This window comes from Extensimonas vulgaris, from assembly GCF_003337425.1.
GTDB classification, from domain to species: domain Bacteria; phylum Pseudomonadota; class Gammaproteobacteria; order Burkholderiales; family Burkholderiaceae_C; genus Extensimonas; species Extensimonas vulgaris.
The window spans coordinates 207883-226281 of sequence record NZ_QPJU01000005.1 but is presented as its reverse complement, the minus strand read 5'-3'; the positions used below and the strand labels follow the sequence as shown (position 1 = coordinate 226281).

Here is an 18399-nt window from a genome sequence, read left to right as displayed (position 1 = left end):
CTTTCATTTGGACCAAGAGCGCCAAGGACATCCTGCAGAAGGTCATCCGGGCAAACTCGCGATTAAGTTCTAAACAGAATGAAACACTACACTAGCCCTCATGCAGCAAGCATGAGCAGCTATCAAAATAAAGCCTAGGAGCCTGTCGGACTTTGGGCGTCGAAAGCGAGAAGGTGCCCCAGCGAGGCCAGTTTTTGCCGGATTCGCCGCCCCATAGTGGCGCTATGGGGCAAGAAGCCGGTAAAAAATGGGCCGCTGCGGCGCATTCGCAGCCGACGATTCCAAAGTCCGACAGGCTCCTCGAGCCGCCTGCACGAGCGCATGTTTATCATAGCTGCGTCCATCGTTTCGCTTTTTTGGCCCACACCCACCCTGCCGCCCATGTGCCAGTTGCTCGGCATGAATGCCAACACGCCCACCGACCTGAACTTCAGCTTCACCGGCTTCACGCAACGCGGCGGACGCACCGACCAGCATGCGGACGGCTGGGGCATTGCTTTTTTCGAAAACAAGGGCTTGCGCCACTTCGTGGACCCGCAGCGCGCGGTCGATTCGCCGCTCGCCGACTTGCTGCGACGCTACCCCATTCATAGCTGCAACGTCATCGCCCACATCCGCAAGGCTACGCAGGGCCGCGTGGCGCTCGAGAATTGTCACCCTTTCGTGCGCGAGCTTTGGGGGCGCTACTGGGTGTTCGCGCACAACGGCGACCTGAAAGACTTTCGCCCGCGCCTGCACACGCATTTCCATCCGGTGGGCGACACCGACAGCGAGCACGTGTTCTGCTGGATCATGCAGGAGCTCGCCAAGTCGCACGCGGGCGTGCCCAGCGTGGCCGAGCTCACGCTCACCCTGCGCGAACTGGCCGCGCGCGTGGCGCCCCACGGCACGTTCAACTTTCTGCTCTCGAACGGGCAGGCGCTATGGGCGCACGCCTCTACGCAGCTGCATTATCTCGAACGCCGCCACCCTTTCACGCAGGCCAGGCTCAGCGACGAGGACTTGAGCATCGATTTTTCCGCCCATACACGCCCGAGCGACCGGGTCGCCCTCGTTGTCACGGCGCCGCTCACGCGCGACGAGGTCTGGACGCGCATGGCGCCGGGTGAGCTGCGCGTCTTTGTCGATGGCACGAGCCATAGCGGTGGGGCGGGTGCTGCCAAGCCGCAAGTTTAGGGCAAAAATGGAGCCTAAGCCTTATTATACAAGCGCTAGTAGCTATTTTTACAATAGCGATTTGGGTTTCTGCCGCCTTCATTCGGCCGCACGGCGCAGCGTCTCCATGACCGGGCGGCGCAACACCTCCCGCAAGCCCCACCAGCCCGCCGCGAGCGCCAGCAGCGCACCGGCGAGCGCCCCCGCCAGCGGCACCCACAGCGGTGCCGTCCAGGCAAAGTCGAACACGTAGTGCGCCAGCGCCCAGCCCACGGCGAGCGCCGCCACGCTTGCCAGCAGGCCCGCGAGCAGCCCCACCGTGAGCAGCTCGGCGCGCTGCACGGCGCGCAGCAGGCGTGCGCTTGCGCCCAAAGCGCGCAAGATGGCAAATTCACGCGCGCGCTCCTCGCGCGTGGCCGAGACCGCGGCAAACAGCACCATGAGCCCGGCCGCGAGCGTGAAGACGAACAAAAATTCCACCGCAGCGATCACCTGGTCGAGCACGCGCTGCACCTGCGAGAGCGTCTGGCTCAGGTCCACGACGGTAAGGTTCGGAAACTCGCGCACGAGCGCGTTGTCGAAGCCCGGCAGCGCCGGCGCACGAAACGCGGCCAGGTAGGTCACGGCCACGCCGTCGAGCCGATCGAGCGGGTAGAGCACAAAAAAATTCGCGCGCATCGAGCTCCAATCCACCTTGCGCACGCTCGTGATGCGCGCCTCGCTTTGCACGCCGGCGATGTCGAAGCGCAGCCGGTCGCCCAGGCGCAGACCCAGCGTTTTGGCCAAGCCTTCCTCGATGCTGAGCGCGTCCGGCTCGTGCGCCACCCAGCGACCCGCAACCAGGGCGTTGTGCTCGGGCATGGTGCTGGTGTAGGAGAGGTTGAACTCGCGCTCCACGAGCTGCTTGGCGCGGTCTTCGGTGAAACTGTCCGAGCCCACGGGCTGGCCGTTGATGGCCACGAGCCGGCCGCGCACCATGGGGTACCAGTCGTACTGGCGCACGCCCGCCGCGTGCAGCCGCGCGCGAAACGCCTGCGCCTGCTCGGGCAGGATGTTGATCACGAAGCGGTTGGGCGCATCGGGCGGCGTGGCCTGGCGCCAGCTGCTGATGAGATCGGTGCGCAGCAACACCAGCAGCACCAGGGCCAGCAGGCCCACGGCCAGGCTGCTGATTTGCACCACCGTATACGCAGGCCGCGCCGCGAGCTGGCGCACGGCCAAAATCCACCAGCGCGGCGCCGTGGCCCTGCGCACCCAGGCGCGCAAGAGCCGCACCGCGCCCCACGCCAGCGCGGCAAACAGCAGCACCGCAGCGGCAAAACCGCCCACGGCGATCAAGCCAAGCTTCAAGTCGCGCCCCACGGCGAGCAGCAGCGCGGCAAAGCCCAGCGTGCCCACGCCCAACACGCCGAGCGACGCCGGCCGCAAGCCCCCCACGTCGCGCCGCAACACGCGCAGCGGCGGCACCTGCGCCAGTTGCAGCACCGGCGGCAGCCCGAAGGCCAGCAGCAGCGTAAGTCCCACACCCAGCCCAAACGCCACGGGCCGCCCACTCGGCGCAGGCAGGCCCGCTTCCACCAGCCCCGCGAGCAACTGCACGAAGCCCAGGTGCACCGCATAACCGAGCGCCACGCCCAGGCCGCTCGCAAACAGGCCCAGCAGCGCAAACTCCATACCATAGGCGCCCGCGATGCTGCGCTGGCTCTGGCCGAGCACGCGCAGCAACGCAGCCGTGTCCAGATGCGCGGCGGCAAAGCTGCGCGCCGCAAGCGCCACCGCCACGGCCGAAAGCAGGGCCGCGAGCAGCGCCACGAGATTGAGGAACTTGTCCGCGCGCTCCAGCGTCTGGCGCATCTCGGGGCGGCCCGTCTCCAGCGTCTCCAGGCGCACGCCGCGCACGCCGGGCTGCTTGAGCTCGGCTTCGGCCCAACGCACGAAGCTGCGCACCGCGGCGGGCGACCCGGCCACGGCAAAGCGGTACGTGAGGCGGCTCGCCGGTTGCACCAGGCCTGTCGCCGCAAGATCGGCCGCAGCGATCATGGCGCGCGGCGCGAAGTTGATGAAACCCGCCCCGCGGTCGGGCTCGAAGGCGATGGTGTGCGTGATGCGAAAGCGCGCATCGCCGAGCAGCAGCGCGTCCCCGATCCGCAAGCCGAGCGCCTCGAGCAGCGCCGCATCGACCCACACCGTGCCGCGCGCCGGCGTCTCGCGCGTGCTCTGCTCTGGCCCGCCCGGCTGCGCCTGCACGCGCAGGCTGCCACGCAGCGGATAGCCCGGCTCCACGCTCTTGAGCGCGACCAGCTTGGTGGCCCCGCCTTGCGCATCCTCGGTGCGCGCCATGGTGGCAAAGCTGATGCTGGTGACCGAGCGCAAACCCAGCGCCCGCGCGCGCTCGATGAACGCGGTGGGCGTAGGGTTGTCACTGACCACCACGGCGTCGCCGCCGAGCAGCTGCAAGGCATCGCGCTGCAGCCCGCGCTGCAGTCGATCCGAAAAAAAGCCCACGGCACAAAGCGCCGCCACGGCCAGCGTCACGGCCACCACCAGCAACCGCAACGAACCCGCACGCGCATCGCGCCACAAAGTGCGCCAGCCCAGGCGCAGAAAAGACCAGTCCATGGCCCGCAACCATAGCGCAAAAGGGCTTGGGGACGGGAGCCTGCGGGCATTCTGGCTTGCCATAGCGCGCTGGATAATGCTGCGCATGAACCAACTTTCTTCCTCCGAAGCAGGCAGCATCACCCGCGTGGCCGGCATCGAAGTCGGCCACTTCACCGACCCGCGCCGCCCCACGGGCTGCACCGTGGTGCTTGCGCGGGGCGGGGCCGTGGGCGGCGTGGACGTGCGTGGTGCGGCGCCGGGCACGCGCGAGACCGATTTGCTCGAACCCGGCAACCTGGTCGAGCAGGTGCACGCGGTGCTGCTCACGGGCGGCAGCGCCTGGGGGCTGGACGCCGCGAGCGGCGTGATGCGCTGGCTCGAGGAGCAAGGCATAGGCTACGACGTCGGCGTGGGCCGTGTGCCGCTGGTGCCTGCGGCCGTGCTGTTCGACCTGCCCGTGGGCGACATGCGCATCCGCCCCGACGCCGCCGCTGGTTACGCCGCCTGCGCCGCAGCCTGCGCACTAGACCCGCCCGAGGGCAACGTGGGCGCGGGCGCAGGCGCCACCGTGGGCAAGCTGTTCGGCCTTGCGCGCGCGATGAAGGGCGGCGTGGGCACGGCCTCGATCACGGTCGATGGCGTGACGGTGGGCGCGCTGATCGCGTGCAACGCACTCGGCGACGTGCTCGACCCAGGCAGCGCGCAAATTCTGGCCGGCGCGCGCACGCCCGACGGCCGGCATTTGCAGGACACGCTCCGCACTTTGCTGCAAGGCGCGCTGCACCAGCCGCCGCTGGGCGGCAGCAACACCACCATAGGCGTCGTTGCCACCGATGCCCCACTCACCAAGGCGCAGGCCCGGCGCCTGGCCCTGACCGCGCACGACGGCCTCGCGCGCTGCATCTACCCCGTGCACACGCCGTTCGACGGCGACACCTTGTTCGCGCTGGGCACGGGCCTGGCCGGCAAAAGCCTGGACATGCTGACCCTGTGCACCCTTGCCGCCGAAGCCACGGCCCGCGCCACGGTGCGCGCAGTGCTCGCGGCGCAGGCGCTGACCATTGCAGACCTGCACCTACCCTGTGCGCGAGATCTATGCGCGTGATCTGTGCGGTGCGTTGTCTGCCCATTGACCTCGGGAAATCGGCAGGAAGTTGGAATTTGCCCGAATTCCTGCCAATCGTGAAAAATCAATTTTGATAGCATTAACCGTTTTCTCCATCAGCGCAAACGGCCAAAATGAGTATGAATTTTTTGGTCGGCAGTGCAGGCACAGTGGCGTTGCTGCGCGCTGTCGTCAACGTGCCTTTGCCTGCGACGGGCCGCCGGCTTTCTTTTCGCGCAACTGCAGCAGGCGTTGCTGCAGTGGCTTGTCCGGCACCAGCACGGCCGCGACGGCGCCCGCAAAGACTTGCCCGCTATTGCCATCGAGCGAGATGACATCGCCCTCAGGCAAAGTCTTTGTGCCAAGCTGAATGCTGCGGCCTGCCAGGTCTATGTGCAGATCGCCGCAGCCCACGAGGCAGACCTTGCCGAGCTGGCGCGCAACCACCGCGGCGTGCGATGTGCGCGCGCCGCGCTGCGTCAGCAGGCCGAGCGCGTGGCCCAGCGCGTCGATGTCGGCGGTTTCGGCATCTTGCCGCACCAGTACCACGGGCACGCCCGCAGCGGCACGCGCCGCGGCGCGCTCGCCGTCGAGCGCGATTTCGCCGCTGACCACGCCGGGGCAGGCCGGGGTTGCGCGGGCCAGCGGCTGCGCGGCTTGCCCGCCCTCGCCCTGCGCCACCAACTGCAGCGTGCCCAGGCTTTCGACGGCGACGTTTTGGGTGCGCTCGAGCGCGGTGTCTTCGTCGATCACGCCTTCTTCGAGCAGGTCGAGCGCGATGCGCACGCTGGCCAGCGGGGTGCGTTTGCCCGCGCGCGTCTGCAGCCAGTGCAGCACGCCGTCCTGCACGGTGAATTCGAAGTCCTGCATGTCCTTGAATTCGTGCTCTAACGCCTTTGCGCCCTCCTGCAGCTGGCGCCAGGCGTCGGGCGCGATCTCGGCCAGCGCCTCGTGGCCGTGCGCGTTGCGCCGGCCTGAGACCACGTCTTCGCCCTGCGCGTTGACCAGAAAATCCACCCAGGGCGCAGGCTGGCCGCTCATGGGGTCGCGCGTGAAGCCCACGCCCGCGCCCGAATGGCCGCCGGAGTTGCCGAACACCATTTGCTGCACCGTCACGGCCGTGCCCATCTGGTCGTCGATGTGGTTGAGCTTGCGGTAGCTCACGGCTTTTTCGGCGTGCCAGGATGTGAACACCGCGCGGATCGCCGCGCCCAACTGCGCCGTGGCCGACTGCGGGAAGGGCTCGCCGACCTGCTGCTGGTAGATGGACTGAAAGCTGCGTGTCAAGCCGCGCAGCTCGTTGAAGTCGAGCAGGCGCTCGTCGCGCCCCTGCGCCACGCGCGCGATTTCCTGCTCGAACAGCGCCGGATCGACGCCCGCCACCACCTCGGCATAGCTGGCCACCAGGCGCCGGTAGGCGTCCCAAACCATGCGCGGGTTGCCCGTCTGGCGTAAGAGCCCCGGCAGCGTGGCATCGCACAGGCCCACGTTGAGCAGCGTCTCCATCATGCCGGGCATAGACACGGGCGCACCCGAGCGCACCGAGACGACGAGCGGCCGGCGCGGATCGCCGAGCGCCAGGCCCGTGGCCTCTTCGAGCGCGGGGATGCCCACCGAGAACGCGGGCAGCAGGCAATCGTCCGGGGCTTGCGTGTACTGCGTGCCGATCACGAGCGCAGGCGGCACGCGCAGGCCGATCGCCGCCATGCGTAGCAGGTTATAAGCCTTGGAGCCCATGCTCTCGCGCCCGGCCTTGGTGCCGTGCTGCTCGTGGTGTGCGTGGCGGTGACCATGGCCGCTCGGGCCCGCCTGCCCGGCCTGGGTGATCAGGTAAAAATGCTTGGGCCAGTGCATTGCAGAAGACTTCACGACGCCACCTCCGTCTTGCTGAGCACCATCTGGCGCAGCGCATAACCGGCAGCGAGCAGGCCGTCCGTGGCCTTTTCCATGGTGCCGGCGAGTTCGGTGGCAAGCTGCAGGCTGACCGGCGCAGCATGCAGCGCACCCACGATGGCCACCCGCGCCTCGCGCGCGAGCTGGTCGCACATGCGCTCGGCGCGCAACATGCGCCAGAGGGTTTGCAGGAACTGCTCGCTGTCGACCGGGTCACCCCGGTCGCTGACGTGGCGGGCGATTTCGACCGCCTTGACCTGGTCCTGAATCGCCGCGAGCGTGGTGTCGGCCAAGTGCGTGAGCACCTCGTTGACGGCCGCAGGCAGGCCACCGAGCGGCGCCACGAACAGCATCGAATGCACGAACATGGCTTCCTCGAGCGCGTCGGCGACGTCGTCGGACTTCTCGAGCAATTCGACCACGGGCTGCCAGCGCCCGTGGCGCTCGGCACGCTGGCGCGCGTCCATGAGCAAGTGGTCGGCCTGGCGCTCCCAAACCTTGGCGCGTGCGACCAGGTCGGTGCGCGCTGCGGCGTCGGCACCCGCGCCGCTCTCGATGGCCGCGCACAGCCCGAGCGCAATGGCATGGGTGTAGGCTGCGTGTTCGGCCAACAGGTCGAACTCGAAGCTGCGCTGGCGCAGCACGCGCGCAAGCAGCATGCGCGCCTCATCGGCGATCAAGGCCACAGGCTGCTGCTGGCGCAGCATGGTGCTCGCGATGCGCAACAGCTCCAGCAGATAATCGGCCGCCGCTGCCTCGCCCAGGACTTCGTCGAGCCGATCGCCGATGCGGAAGGCATCGCCATCGACGGCCTGCATGGCCGCAAAGACGAGCCGCTCGCCGCCTGCCTCGAGCCAGCCTACATGCCCCCATTCCTCCTGTGCGGCCTTGGCGAGCAGCTGCTGCGCCTGCGCCTTGCTCACGAAATTCTGCAGGCGCTTGCGCGCCCGGTTCCAGTCGATCACGAACACGATGCGCGAGGCCACGCCCTCGAGCGCGTTCTCGAGCGCCTGCATGCTATCGGCCTGGAAGCGCGCATCGCCCAATACGTAAGGCTTTCCGGCGTTCAGACCTTCGACGGTGCGCGGCTCGGACACCGTCCAGGTAAAGCCCAGCGCTTCGAGCATGCCGCGAAAGAAGTTGAAGCGCGCCGTGTGCAGATCGGAATACGTCAGGCGCAGCTCCATCCCTTCCACCGTGATCACGAGCACGTGCACGTCGTTCGTGCCGATGTCGTTTTGGATCAGCAGCCGCGCCCCGTCGCGCGTGACCGCCGTGTCCAGGCCCGGGTGCGAGAACTTGAGCGGCGCCGTGCGGTGCAGACCGCGCATGAACGCGCTGACCAGCGGGCGGTCTTGCTTGTCGATCTGCCACACGTGCGCGCCGTCGAGGTCTTCGGTGGCGATCTCGCTCGCCATCGCATTGAGCTGCTGGTGCAAGTCCATCACGAGCAGGTGCAGGCTGTCGCCGGCCTTGCGGTCGCCGTGGGTGAGCTGCGCGAGCGCAGCGCGCTCCAGCCCTTCGTCGGTGTCGAGCTCGCGCAGGCGCTGCAGCCAAGAGTCGCGCCGCGCCGTGAGCTCGGGCGGACAGGCGCGACCGCTGTCGCACACCGGGCGCGCCATGGTGGCAAGGTCTGCCGCCAGCGCGGCCAGCAGCTTGTCCTGGTGGCGCATGACCAAACGCCCGTCGTCGAAATACGCGCTTTTCACGAGCTCCGGCAGCCAAGCAGCATCCTGCAAGCCCGCATGCGCAAGCTCGCGCCCCCAGTCGGGCACGGCGGTGTCGGGCGCGGCCGCGTGCTGGGCAGCCGACTGCAACAAAGTGAGGTAGAGCTTGAGCCGGTCATTGGCGGCCAAGGCCGCCTTGACCCAGGCCGGCAGCAGCAACGACTGCTGCCCGCCGAGCGAGGCCACGGCTTGTTCCTTGCGCATGGGCTTTCCTGGCGAAGTGGATCGGAAGCCCTGACGATCGCATCCCGATATGGCATGGTCATGACAAGCCCGGGAATTGGGGTCAAGGAATTCGGGTCAGATTCCACACCCCAGAAAACTCTATTTTTTATAGCTGCTTACGCTGATTCCATAAGCGCAAATGGGCAAAATGGCATGAAATTGAAATCCGACGCCGATTCCGCCATTCACCGCCCCAGCAACTCGCGCACCTGCTGCAGCGCGGCGGGGTCTTCCATGGTGGTGAGGTCACCAGGGTCGCGGCCTTCGGCGACGGCTTGCAGGGCGCGGCGCAGGAGTTTGCCGCTGCGCGTCTTGGGCAGCACGTTCACGAAATGCACGCGCGCCGGGCGGGCCACGGCGCCGAGCTGATGATCGACGAGCTTCATCACCTCGCCTTCGAGCTTGAGGCGCGCCTCGGGGCTGTCCAGCCCGGTGGCATCGCGGGCCACGGCAAAGGCCATCGCAGCCTGGCCCTTGAGGCTGTCGGCGACGCCGACCACGGCCACTTCGGCGATGTTAGGGTGCGAGGCGATGCACTCCTCGATCTCGCGCGTACCCAGGCGGTGACCCGCGACGTTGATCACGTCGTCGGTGCGGCCGAGGATGAAGTAGTAGCCATCGGCATCGCGTATGCCCCAGTCAAAGGTGCTGTAGATCAAGCGGCCCGGGATGCTCTTCCAATAGGTGTTGACGAAGCGCGCGTCGTCGCGCCACACGGTCTGCATGCAGCCGGGTGGCAGCGGCCCCTCGATGGCGAGCACGCCTTTGTGGTTGGGCGCCGTGAGCTCCTCGCCCGTGGCGTCGTCGACGAGCTTGACGCGGTAGCCGTACATGGCCTTGCCGGGGCTGCCAAAGCGCGGCGTCTGCGGCTCCACGCCCTGCGCGAGCGTGAGGATGGGCCAGCCGCTTTCGGTCTGCCAGTAGTTGTCGATGATGGGCACGTGCAAGGCATCGCTGATCCACTGCGCCGTGGACTCGTCGAGCGGCTCACCCGCGAGCCACAGGGCCTTGAGGCTGTCGACGCGGTACTTTTGCAGCCACGACGGGTCCTGCTTTTTGAGCACGCGCACCGCCGTGGGCGCCGAAAACATGTGCGTGACACGGTATTTTTCGACGATGCTCCACCACACGCCTGGATGGGGCCGCGTAGGCAGGCCCTCATACATCACGGTGGCCATGCCGGCGAGCAAGGGGGCATAGATGATGTAGCTGTGGCCCACGACCCAGCCGATGTCGCTCGTCGTGAAAAAGGTCTGCCCAGGCTGTCCATCGAAGATGTGCTTCATGCTCGCGGCCAGCGCCACGGCGTAGCCACCGGTGTCGCGCTGCACGCCCTTGGGCTTGCCCGTGGTGCCGCTGGTGTAGAGCGTGTAGCTCGGGTGCGTGGCCTCGACCCAGACGCAGGGCACGCTGGTATGCAGGTGCTGCGCACGCAAGGCTGCCCAGTCGTGGTCGCGCCCCGGCTGCCGCTGCATGGGCGCGAGGCCGCGATCGACGAGCAACACCGCGGACGGTTTGTGGCGCGACTGCGCGATGGCCTCGTCGAGCAGCGGCTTGTAGGGCACGACCTTACCGCCGCGCGAGCCCGCGTCGGCGCTGACCACGACCATGGGCTCGGCATCCTCGATGCGCGCGGCCAGCGACCCTGCCGCAAAGCCGCCGAATACGACCGAGTGCAACGCACCGATACGCACGCAGGCAAGCATGGCAAACGCGGCCTCGGCGATCATGGGCATGTAGATCAGCACACGGTCGCCTTTTTGCACGCCCAGCGCTTGCAGCGCCGCCGCCATGCGCTGCACCTCGGCGTGCAGCTCGGCGTAGCTGTAGCTGCGCTCGCTGTCGGTTTCGGTCGAAATGGCGATCAGCGCGGTGTTCTGCGCGCGGTTCGCGAGGTGCCGGTCCACGGCGTTGTGACACAAGTTCGTCGTGCCGCCCACGAACCAGCGCGCAAACGGCGGCTGGCTGTAGTCGCAGATCTGCTGCGGCGGCGTCTGCCAGTCGATCAGTTGCGCCTGCTCGCGCCAGAAGGCGTCGGGCTCCTCGATCGAGCGGCGGTAAAACTCGGCATAGCTGGTCATGGGGTCATCTCCTTGCATCCCGTGGCAAACTGCAAATTATCAATCGGCCCGCGCCGCATCCGCGAGCCTTTGCGCGCAGGCGTTGGCCTGCCGCGCATCGCGCGCCTCGACCATCACGCGCAGCAATGGCTCGGTGCCGCTCGCGCGGATCAGCATGCGGCCGTTGTCGCCCAGCTCCTGCTCCACCGACCGGGCAGCCTCGGCAAGCAGGCGGTTTTGGCGCCAATCCTGCCCCGGCGCCAGGCGCACGTTGAGCAGCACTTGCGGAAAGAGCTGCACGTCCGCGAGCAGCTGCGCCAGGCTGCGCTCACTGCGCACGCAGGCCTGCAAGACCTGCAACGCACTGACGAGGCCATCTCCCGTGGTGTGGCGGTCCAGGATCAGCAAATGGCCCGAGCTCTCGCCGCCTAGCACCCAGTGATGGCGCTCAAGCTCTTCGAGCACGTAACGGTCGCCCACGGCGGCGCGCACCAGCTTGACGCCGCGCGCCTTCAGGGCCAATTCCACGCCCATGTTGGTCATCAAGGTGCCGACCACGCCCGGCACGTATTCATCACGCCCCATGCGGTCGGCCACGAGCAAGTACAGCAGCTCGTCGCCGTTGTAAAGGCGCCCTTGCGCATCGACCATCTGCAGGCGGTCGGCGTCGCCGTCGAGCGCGATGCCGTAATCCGCCTGGTTCGCGCGCACGGCACGCACGAGCGCATCGGGATGGGTCGCGCCGACGCCATCGTTGATGTTGGTGCCGTCGGGCGCGCAGCCTATGGCCAGCACGTCCGCACCAAGTTCGTGAAACACCTTGGGCGCCACCTGGTAGGCCGCGCCGTGGGCCGCATCGACGACGATCTTGAGCCCCTTGAGCGTCAAGTCCTGCGCAAAAGTGCTCTTGCAAAACTCGATGTAGCGCCCCGCCGCATCGCCGAGCCGGCGCGCCTTGCCCAGGCTAGCCGAATCGGCCCACTGGGGTGGCTCGTCGAGCGCGGCTTCGACGGCCTGCTCCCAGGCGTCTGGCAGCTTGCTGCCCTGTGCGCTGAAAAACTTGATGCCGTTGTCAGGGTACGGGTTGTGGCTCGCGCTGATGACCACGCCCAGGCTCGCGCGTTGCGCACGCGTGAGGTAGGCCACACCCGGCGTGGGCAGCGGGCCGAGCAGCACCACATCGACGCCAGCGGAGTTGAAGCCCGATTCGAGCGCGCTCTCGAGCATGTAGCCCGAGATGCGCGTGTCCTTGCCGATCAGCACCGTCGGGCGCTCTTCCGTCTGGCGCAGCACCCGGCCTACGGCGTGGCCCAGGCGCAGCACGAAGTCCGGCGTGATCGGCGGCCGCCCCACCGTGCCGCGGATACCGTCGGTGCCGAAAAATTTGCGCGTCATGCTTGTGCCTCTTTCGTTGTCGTCTCTTGGGAATCTCGCTCCGCCTGGCAGGCCGCACGCCAGACTGCGAGTGCGGCCACCGTGGCGCGCACGTCATGTACGCGCACGATGTGCGCACCGCGCTCCACGGCCAACAGCGCCGCGGCCACACTGGGCGCCAGGCGTTCCTCCACGGGCAGCCCCGTCACGGCGCCGAGCGCCGATTTGCGCGACCAGCCCACGAGCAAGGGGTGGCCCATCGCAAGCAATTCGCGCTGGCGCGCGAGCAGCGCGAAATTCTGCTCCACCGTTTTGCCGAAACCCACGCCGGGGTCCAGCGCAATACGTGCTTTTTCGACGCCTAGCGCTTGCAGCGCCTGCGCTTGTAGCTGCAAAAAGCGAAGCACCTGCGGCAATGCGTCGCCTTGCATGGGCGCGAGCTGCATGGTTTGTGGATCGCGGTGCATGTGCATCAGGCACACGCCGCAGGCAGGGTGCGCAGCCACCACTTGCGCCGCGCCGGGCTGGCGCAGCGCCCAGATGTCATTGACGATGTCCGCACCCAGATCGAGTGCGGCCTGCATGACCTGCGGCTTGTAGGTATCGACGGATACCGGCACACCCAGGCGCACTGCGGCACGCACCACGGGCAGCACGCGCGCGAGCTCGTCCTCCAGCGGCAGCGGCGCGCTGCCGGGGCGCGAGGACTCACCACCGATGTCGAGAATGTCCGCGCCCTCTTTCAGCAACTGCTCGCAGTGCGCAAGCGCCGCCGCGGTCGTCGCGTGCTGGCCACCGTCGGAGAAAGAGTCCGGCGTGACGTTCACGATGCCCATGACCTGGGGACGCGACAGGTCGATACGAAAACGCGCCGTGTGCCAGAACATCTGCGGTGTTTCCGAGAAGAGGAAGGAATGTGGATGAAAGGTCAAGATGCGTGAAAAAAACGGGGCCTCATGCCCCGTTTCGTCAACAGGTTCCAGGCCGAGAACTGCCTGGAAGCTATTGGATCATGCCGCCGTAGGCGCCGGATCGGCCGTCACCGCGGGCGTGCCGCCCGAGCCTCCGCCCGACGAGGGCGTGCGTGGCGTCCAATCCTTGGGCGGGCGCGGCTCTCTGCCGGCCATGATGTCGTCGAGTTGTTCGCTGTCTATGGTTTCCCATTCGAGCAGCGCCTTGGCCATGGCGTGCATCTTGTCGCTGTGCTCCTCGATCAAGCGCCGCGCCAAAGCGTATTGCTCGTCGATGATGCGGCGCACCTCGCGATCGACCTTTTCCATGGTTTCTTCGCTCATGTTGGTGGTCTTGGTGACCGAGCGGCCCAGGAACACCTCACCCTCGTTTTCAGCATAGACCATGGGCCCCAGCGCGTCACTCATGCCGTAGCGCATGACCATGTCGCGCGCGATTTGCGTGGCACGCTCGAAGTCGTTGGAGGCGCCCGTGGTCATCTGGTGCATGAACACCTCTTCGGCGATGCGGCCGCCGAACAGCATGCTGATCTGGTTGAGCATGTATTCACGGTCGTAGCTGTAGCGGTCTTTTTCGGGCAGGCTCATGGTCACGCCGAGCGCGCGGCCACGCGGAATGATGGTGACCTTGTGCACCGGATCGCACTTGGGCAGCAACCGGCCTATGAGCGCATGACCGGCCTCATGGTAGGCGGTGTTGCGGCGCTCCTCCTCGGGCATGACCATGCTCTTGCGCTCGGGGCCCATGAGGATTTTGTCCTTGGCGCGCTCGAAGTCCTGCATCTCGACCACACGCGCATTGCGGCGTGCGGCCATCAATGCAGCCTCGTTGCACAGGTTCGCCAGATCAGCGCCGCTCATGCCCGGCGTGCCGCGCGCGATGATGCTCGCACTCACATCCTGCCCGACCGGAATCTTGCGCATGTGCACATTCAGAATCTGCTCGCGGCCGCGGATGTCGGGCAAGGTAACGTACACCTGCCGGTCGAAGCGCCCGGGGCGCAACAGGGCTGCATCCAAAATGTCGGGGCGGTTGGTCGCCGCGATCACGATCACGCCGAGGTTGGTCTCAAAGCCGTCCATCTCGACCAGCATCTGGTTGAGCGTCTGCTCGCGCTCATCGTTACCGCCGCCCAGGCCCGCACCGCGCTGGCGGCCCACGGCGTCGATTTCGTCGATGAAGATGATGCAAGGCGCGTTCTTCTTGGCGTTCTCGAACATGTCGCGCACTCGCGCCGCCCCCACGCCTACGAACATCTCGACGAAGTCAGAGCCCGAAATGCTGAAAAACGGCACCTTGGCTTCGCCCGCGATCGCCTTGGCAAGCAAAGTCTTGCCGGTGCCCGGCGGCCCGACGAGCAGCAGACCCCGCGGAATGCGTCCGCCGAGCTTCTGGAATTTTTGCGGGTCTTTGAGGAAGTCCACGACCTCCTTGACCTCTTCCTTGGCCTCGTCGCAGCCGGCCACGTCGGTGAAGGTGACGGTGTTGGTGTTTTCATCGAGCATGCGCGCCTTGCTCTTGCCGAAGCTGAAGGCCCCGCCCTTGCCGCCGCCCTGCATCTGGCGCATGAAATACACCCACACACCGATCAGCAGCAGCATGGGCCCCCAGCTCACGAGCAGCGTCATGAGCAGCGAACCCTCTTCGCGCGGCTTCACGTCGAACTTGACGTTGTTGTTGATGAGGTCACCGATCAGACCACGATCGAGGTACGTGGCCGTCGTGCGGATACGCCGGTCATCGTTGGTGAGAGCGATGATCTCGGTACCGCTTTGCCCTTCCTGGATGGTCGCGCTCTTGATGTGGTTGTTGCGGACTTCCGCCAAGAAATCGGAATATCCAACATACGACGCACTCGGGCTCACGCGACCGTCGAACTGTTTGAACACCGTGAACAGCACCATGGCGATGACCAGCCACACGGCGATTTTTGAAAACCATTGATTCTTCAAGCGCAACTCCAGTTTCCCCTAGGGATCAAAACCATTGGCTCGCAACACCGAGCCAGCCCCCATGTGCAGGGCATTTTAGGCATTTCAAGCGCAAAGACCGATTGGCATTTCCCATCATCACCATAGGGCTTGAGGCCATTCATTGGCTCGCCATGGTCCAATGTGCGTCAGGTTCCTAGGAGCCTGTCGGACTTTGGGCGTCGATAGCGAGAATGCGCCCCAGCGAGGCCAGTTTTTGCCGGATTCGCAGCCCCATAGTGGTGCTATGGGGCAAGAAGCCGGTAAAAAATGGGCCGTTGCGGCGCGTTCGCAGCCGACGATTCCAAAGTCCGACAGGCTCCTAGGACAGGGCGCAGAACGCTCTCACCCCGCCGCCTGCACCTGCTCTTTGAGCTTGCTGCTCGCATGAAACGTGACCACACGGCGCGCCTTGATCGGAATCAACTCGCCTGTGCGTGGATTGCGCCCCGGCCGTGAAGCCTTGGTACGCACCTGAAAGGTGCCAAAACCCGTCAGGCGCACGTCCTCACCTTTGACGAGGCTTTGCACGAGCAGCTCGAAAAAAGCCTCGACCATTTCTTTGGATTCGCGCTTGTTCAAACCAATCTGGTCGAACAGCAATTCCGCCAGCTGCGCCTTGGTCAAGGCTGGGGTTTCGAGGTTTTCTACGGTCAATTCGATCATTGGGCTACTCCGACACGACTTACGCAAATCGAGGTCAGGCAAGGCGCCAGCCCCAAGGGAAAACACTTTGCTGCATCCTTGCTTGTGTAAGTCCATTCCGATATTCCTGCTCGTCGCTCAGGCACGCAAGCGCGCCTTAAGACGCCGAGCGAGTTCAGCCACGGCGGCTTGCATGGCGGCGTCGATCTCGGCTTCGGTCAGGGTCGCACCCTCACGCGCGAGCGTGATACGCACTGCGAGGCTTTTTTCACCAGGCCTCACACCAGATACTCCCGCTGCCGCCGCAGTGCCATCACGCGCGGACTGCGCCTGGGGCTTATAAACGTCGAACAACACCACCGCCTGCAGCAGATTCGGCGCAATGGCTGCCGTGATTGCTGCTTGCACTTGGGCAAAAGTCACGCCCTCGGCCACCACCACAGCCAAATCACGCTCCACCGGCTGCTGGCGTGCTACGGGCCGCGCTTGCGGCAAGGGGCGCTGCAGCACAGCCTCGAGTTCGAGCTCGAACAGCTGCGGCGCCTGCGGCAGCTCCCATCCCTGGCACCAACGTGGGTGCAACTCACCGATGAAGCCAATGGCTTGTCCACCCAGCAGCACGCGCGCGCAGCGCCCAGGGTGCATGGCCGGATGCTCGGCGGGCTCGAAATCGGCCTCGAACGGCGCGAGCAAGGCTTGTACGTCACCTTTGACGTCAAAAAAATCGACTTCACGCGCCTTTTGCCCCCACTGCAGCCTATCGACGAGGCCGTAGGCCAACCCTGCGACGCGCATGGGCTGGTGTACGCCCGCGACCGTGCGGTCGCTGTCGGGTACGCTGGCGTCGCGCAAAAAGACGCGACCCAACTCGAACACGCGCACCCGCTGCGCCTTGCGGTCCAGGTTGAAACGCAAAACCTGTAGCAAAGAGCCAAGCAAAGACGAGCGCATTACGCTCATTTGGCTTGCAATCGGGTTGAGCAGGCGGATGGGCTGTGTGTTGCCGGCAAGCTCCTGCTCCCAGCACTCTTCGACGAAGCTGAAGTTGATCGTCTCCTGATAGCCCAGCGCAGCCAGGGCACGGCGCACCGCAAACGGGCTGCGCTGCGTTTCGGGCGCGACGCGCGGCGTGACCGGCGCGAGCGGCGGCGTCGTAGGCAGTCGCTGGTAGCCAACCATGCGCGCGACTTCTTCGATCAAGTCCTCCTCGATCGCCAGATCGAAGCGGTAGGACGGCGGCACGACCTCGAGGATGCCCCCATCCGCCGCGTCCGGGGTGGCATCCGGGGTGTTTTTCGGTGTCACCTCCAACCCCAGCCGCGCGAGCGCCTCGCTGCATTGCGCCTGCGTCAGAGGCATGCCCAGGACTTTGCATGCGCGCGCCACGCGCAGTCTCACGGGTTGCCGCACAGGCATACGCACGCGCTGGTCGTCGATCGGCCCGCAGACAGTTTCAGGCGTGCCGCAGATGTCCAGCACAAGTTGCGTGATGCGCTCGATGTGCTCGACGGTGTGCTCTGGATCGACGCCGCGCTCGAAGCGGTGCCCCGCATCGGTTGCAAAGTTGTAGCGCCGTGAGCGCCCCGCGACGGCCTTGGGCCACCAGAAGGCGGCTTCGATGTAGATGTTGCGCGTGGCGTCCGACACCGCCGTGGCGTCGCCGCCCATGATGCCTGCGAGCGATTCCACGCCTTGCGCATCGGCGATCACGCCGACCTTTTCATCGACGCTCACCGTATTGCCATTGAGCAGCTTGAGCTGCTCGCCCGGCCGACCCCAGCGCACCTCGAGGTCGCCGTGGATCTTGTCGAGGTCGAAAATGTGCGAAGGCCGTCCGAGCTCGAACATCACGTAATTCGAAATGTCGACCAGCGGCGACACACTGCGCTGCCCGCAGCGTGCGAGCCTGTCGACCATCCACTGCGGCGTTTGCGCGCGCGTGTTCACGTTACGCACGATGCGGCCCGAAAAACGCCCGCACAAATCCGGCGCCAGCACCTGCACGGGCAATTTATCGGTGCAACCCACGGGCACGCTGGGGAAAGCAAGCGGTTGCAGCGGCGCGCCCGTCAAGGCAGAAAGCTCGCGCGCCACGCCGTACACGCTCAGGCAATGCGCAAGGTTCGGCGTGAGCTTGAGCGTGAAAAGGGTATCGTCAAGGTTCAACCACACCCGCACATCCTGCCCCACGGGCGCATCGGGCGCGAGTTCGAGCAAACCGCCGTGGTCATCAGAGAGCTGCAGCTCACGCGCCGAACACAGCATGCCCTGGCTCTCGACCCCGCGCAGCTTGCTCGTCTTGATGCGAAATGGCTTGCCATCGGGCCCAGGCGGCAGTTCGGCCCCGACGAGCGCGCACGGCACTTTGATGCCCGGCCGCGCATTGGGCGCACCGCACACGATGTTCAGCAAAGCGCCCTGCCCTACGTCGACTTGGCACACGCGCAGCCGATCGGCGTCCGGGTGTTGCACCGCCTCTTTGATTTCTCCCACCACTACACCTGAAAAAGGCGGTGCCCCAGGGCGCAGTTCCTCGACCTCTAGGCCCGCCATGGTCAATGTTTCGGCGAGCTCGGTCGTGGAAAGGGGTGGGTTGCAGAAGCTGCGCAACCAGGATTCAGGAAATTGCATGGTCAAACGATCAAAAGGTGGCCGCCCGCGGGGGCGCACCG

Annotated in this window: 12 protein-coding genes; 3 read left to right on the top strand and 9 right to left on the bottom strand. The window is 66.2% G+C overall.

Annotated features, from left to right (window positions below):
• Positions 1–381 precede the first annotated feature (381 nt).
• Positions 382–1176, top strand: a complete 795-nt coding sequence (locus DFR45_RS09335) for a class II glutamine amidotransferase (RefSeq protein WP_114483423.1) — start codon at positions 382–384, stop codon at positions 1174–1176.
• A gap of 78 nt (positions 1177–1254) precedes the next feature.
• On the opposite strand, the gene DFR45_RS09330 is transcribed toward DFR45_RS09335, so the two are convergent.
• On the bottom strand, positions 1255–3774 hold the full coding sequence (locus tag DFR45_RS09330; protein WP_114483422.1) for an ABC transporter permease: 2520 nt from the start codon (positions 3772–3774) through the stop codon (positions 1255–1257).
• A gap of 85 nt (positions 3775–3859) precedes the next feature.
• Between DFR45_RS09330 and DFR45_RS09325 the strand changes: the two genes are divergently transcribed.
• Complete coding sequence (locus DFR45_RS09325; RefSeq protein ID WP_114483451.1) at positions 3860–4861, top strand: P1 family peptidase; 1002 nt, start codon at positions 3860–3862, stop codon at positions 4859–4861.
• A 192-nt stretch (positions 4862–5053) separates the two neighbouring features.
• Here DFR45_RS09325 and DFR45_RS09320 read toward each other — a convergent pair whose 3' ends face one another.
• From DFR45_RS09320 to ftsH, 6 genes are all read right to left on the bottom strand, one after another.
• Entirely contained in the window at positions 5054–6730 is a 1677-nt protein-coding gene (locus tag DFR45_RS09320; protein WP_241659393.1) for a PEP/pyruvate-binding domain-containing protein, read from the bottom strand.
• A complete protein-coding gene (locus tag DFR45_RS09315) occupies positions 6727–8685 on the bottom strand; it encodes a phosphate transport regulator (protein WP_114483420.1) in 1959 nt (652 codons plus the stop codon). The genes DFR45_RS09320 and DFR45_RS09315 overlap by 4 nt, the downstream gene beginning before the upstream one ends.
• A 206-nt stretch (positions 8686–8891) precedes the next feature.
• Entirely contained in the window at positions 8892–10787 is a 1896-nt protein-coding gene (locus DFR45_RS09310) for a propionate--CoA ligase (RefSeq protein WP_114483419.1), read from the bottom strand.
• Positions 10788–10826: 39 nt separating this feature from the next.
• On the bottom strand, positions 10827–12161 hold the full coding sequence (gene glmM, locus DFR45_RS09305) for a phosphoglucosamine mutase (protein WP_114483418.1): 1335 nt from the start codon (positions 12159–12161) through the stop codon (positions 10827–10829).
• Entirely contained in the window at positions 12158–13027 is an 870-nt protein-coding gene (gene folP, locus DFR45_RS09300; RefSeq protein ID WP_114483417.1) for a dihydropteroate synthase, read from the bottom strand. Before folP ends, glmM begins: the two co-directional genes overlap by 4 nt.
• A 123-nt stretch (positions 13028–13150) precedes the next feature.
• Positions 13151–15064 (bottom strand): ATP-dependent zinc metalloprotease FtsH, encoded by a 1914-nt coding sequence (gene ftsH, locus DFR45_RS09295; protein WP_114483450.1) that lies wholly within the window; start codon positions 15062–15064, stop codon positions 13151–13153.
• Between the two features lie 265 nt (positions 15065–15329).
• On the opposite strand from ftsH, the gene DFR45_RS14525 reads away from it, so the two are divergent.
• A complete protein-coding gene (locus DFR45_RS14525; protein ID WP_170132852.1) occupies positions 15330–15473 on the top strand; it encodes a hypothetical protein in 144 nt (47 codons plus the stop codon).
• On the opposite strand, the gene DFR45_RS09290 is transcribed toward DFR45_RS14525, so the two are convergent.
• Positions 15428–15748: an integration host factor subunit alpha gene (locus DFR45_RS09290; protein WP_114483416.1), complete on the bottom strand. Its 321-nt coding sequence runs from the start codon at positions 15746–15748 to the stop codon at positions 15428–15430. The genes DFR45_RS14525 and DFR45_RS09290 overlap by 46 nt on opposite strands.
• A gap of 117 nt (positions 15749–15865) precedes the next feature.
• The gene (gene pheT / locus DFR45_RS09285) at positions 15866–18358 is read right to left on the bottom strand and encodes a phenylalanine--tRNA ligase subunit beta (RefSeq protein WP_114483415.1); all 2493 of its coding nucleotides are present in this window, start codon (positions 18356–18358) and stop codon (positions 15866–15868) included.
• Positions 18359–18399: the final 41 nt, after the last annotated feature.

Bases quoted from the DNA above. Each gene is read 5' to 3' on its own strand.
- glmM (WP_114483418.1), bottom strand. From the start codon at position 12,161: ATGACGCGCAAATTTTTCGGCACCGACGGTATCCGCGGCACGGTGGGG.
- folP (WP_114483417.1), bottom strand. From the start codon at position 13,027: ATGTTCTGGCACACGGCGCGTTTTCGTATCGACCTGTCGCGTCCCCAG.
- DFR45_RS09325 (WP_114483451.1), top strand. From the start codon at position 3,860: ATGAACCAACTTTCTTCCTCCGAAGCAGGCAGCATCACCCGCGTGGCC.
- DFR45_RS09330 (WP_114483422.1), bottom strand. From the start codon at position 3,774: ATGGACTGGTCTTTTCTGCGCCTGGGCTGGCGCACTTTGTGGCGCGAT.
- DFR45_RS09310 (WP_114483419.1), bottom strand. From the start codon at position 10,787: ATGACCAGCTATGCCGAGTTTTACCGCCGCTCGATCGAGGAGCCCGAC.
- DFR45_RS09290 (WP_114483416.1), bottom strand. From the start codon at position 15,748: ATGATCGAATTGACCGTAGAAAACCTCGAAACCCCAGCCTTGACCAAG.
- DFR45_RS09315 (WP_114483420.1), bottom strand. From the start codon at position 8,685: ATGCGCAAGGAACAAGCCGTGGCCTCGCTCGGCGGGCAGCAGTCGTTG.
- DFR45_RS14525 (WP_170132852.1), top strand. From the start codon at position 15,330: ATGGGGCAAGAAGCCGGTAAAAAATGGGCCGTTGCGGCGCGTTCGCAG.
- DFR45_RS09335 (WP_114483423.1), top strand. From the start codon at position 382: ATGTGCCAGTTGCTCGGCATGAATGCCAACACGCCCACCGACCTGAAC.
- pheT (WP_114483415.1), bottom strand. From the start codon at position 18,358: ATGCAATTTCCTGAATCCTGGTTGCGCAGCTTCTGCAACCCACCCCTT.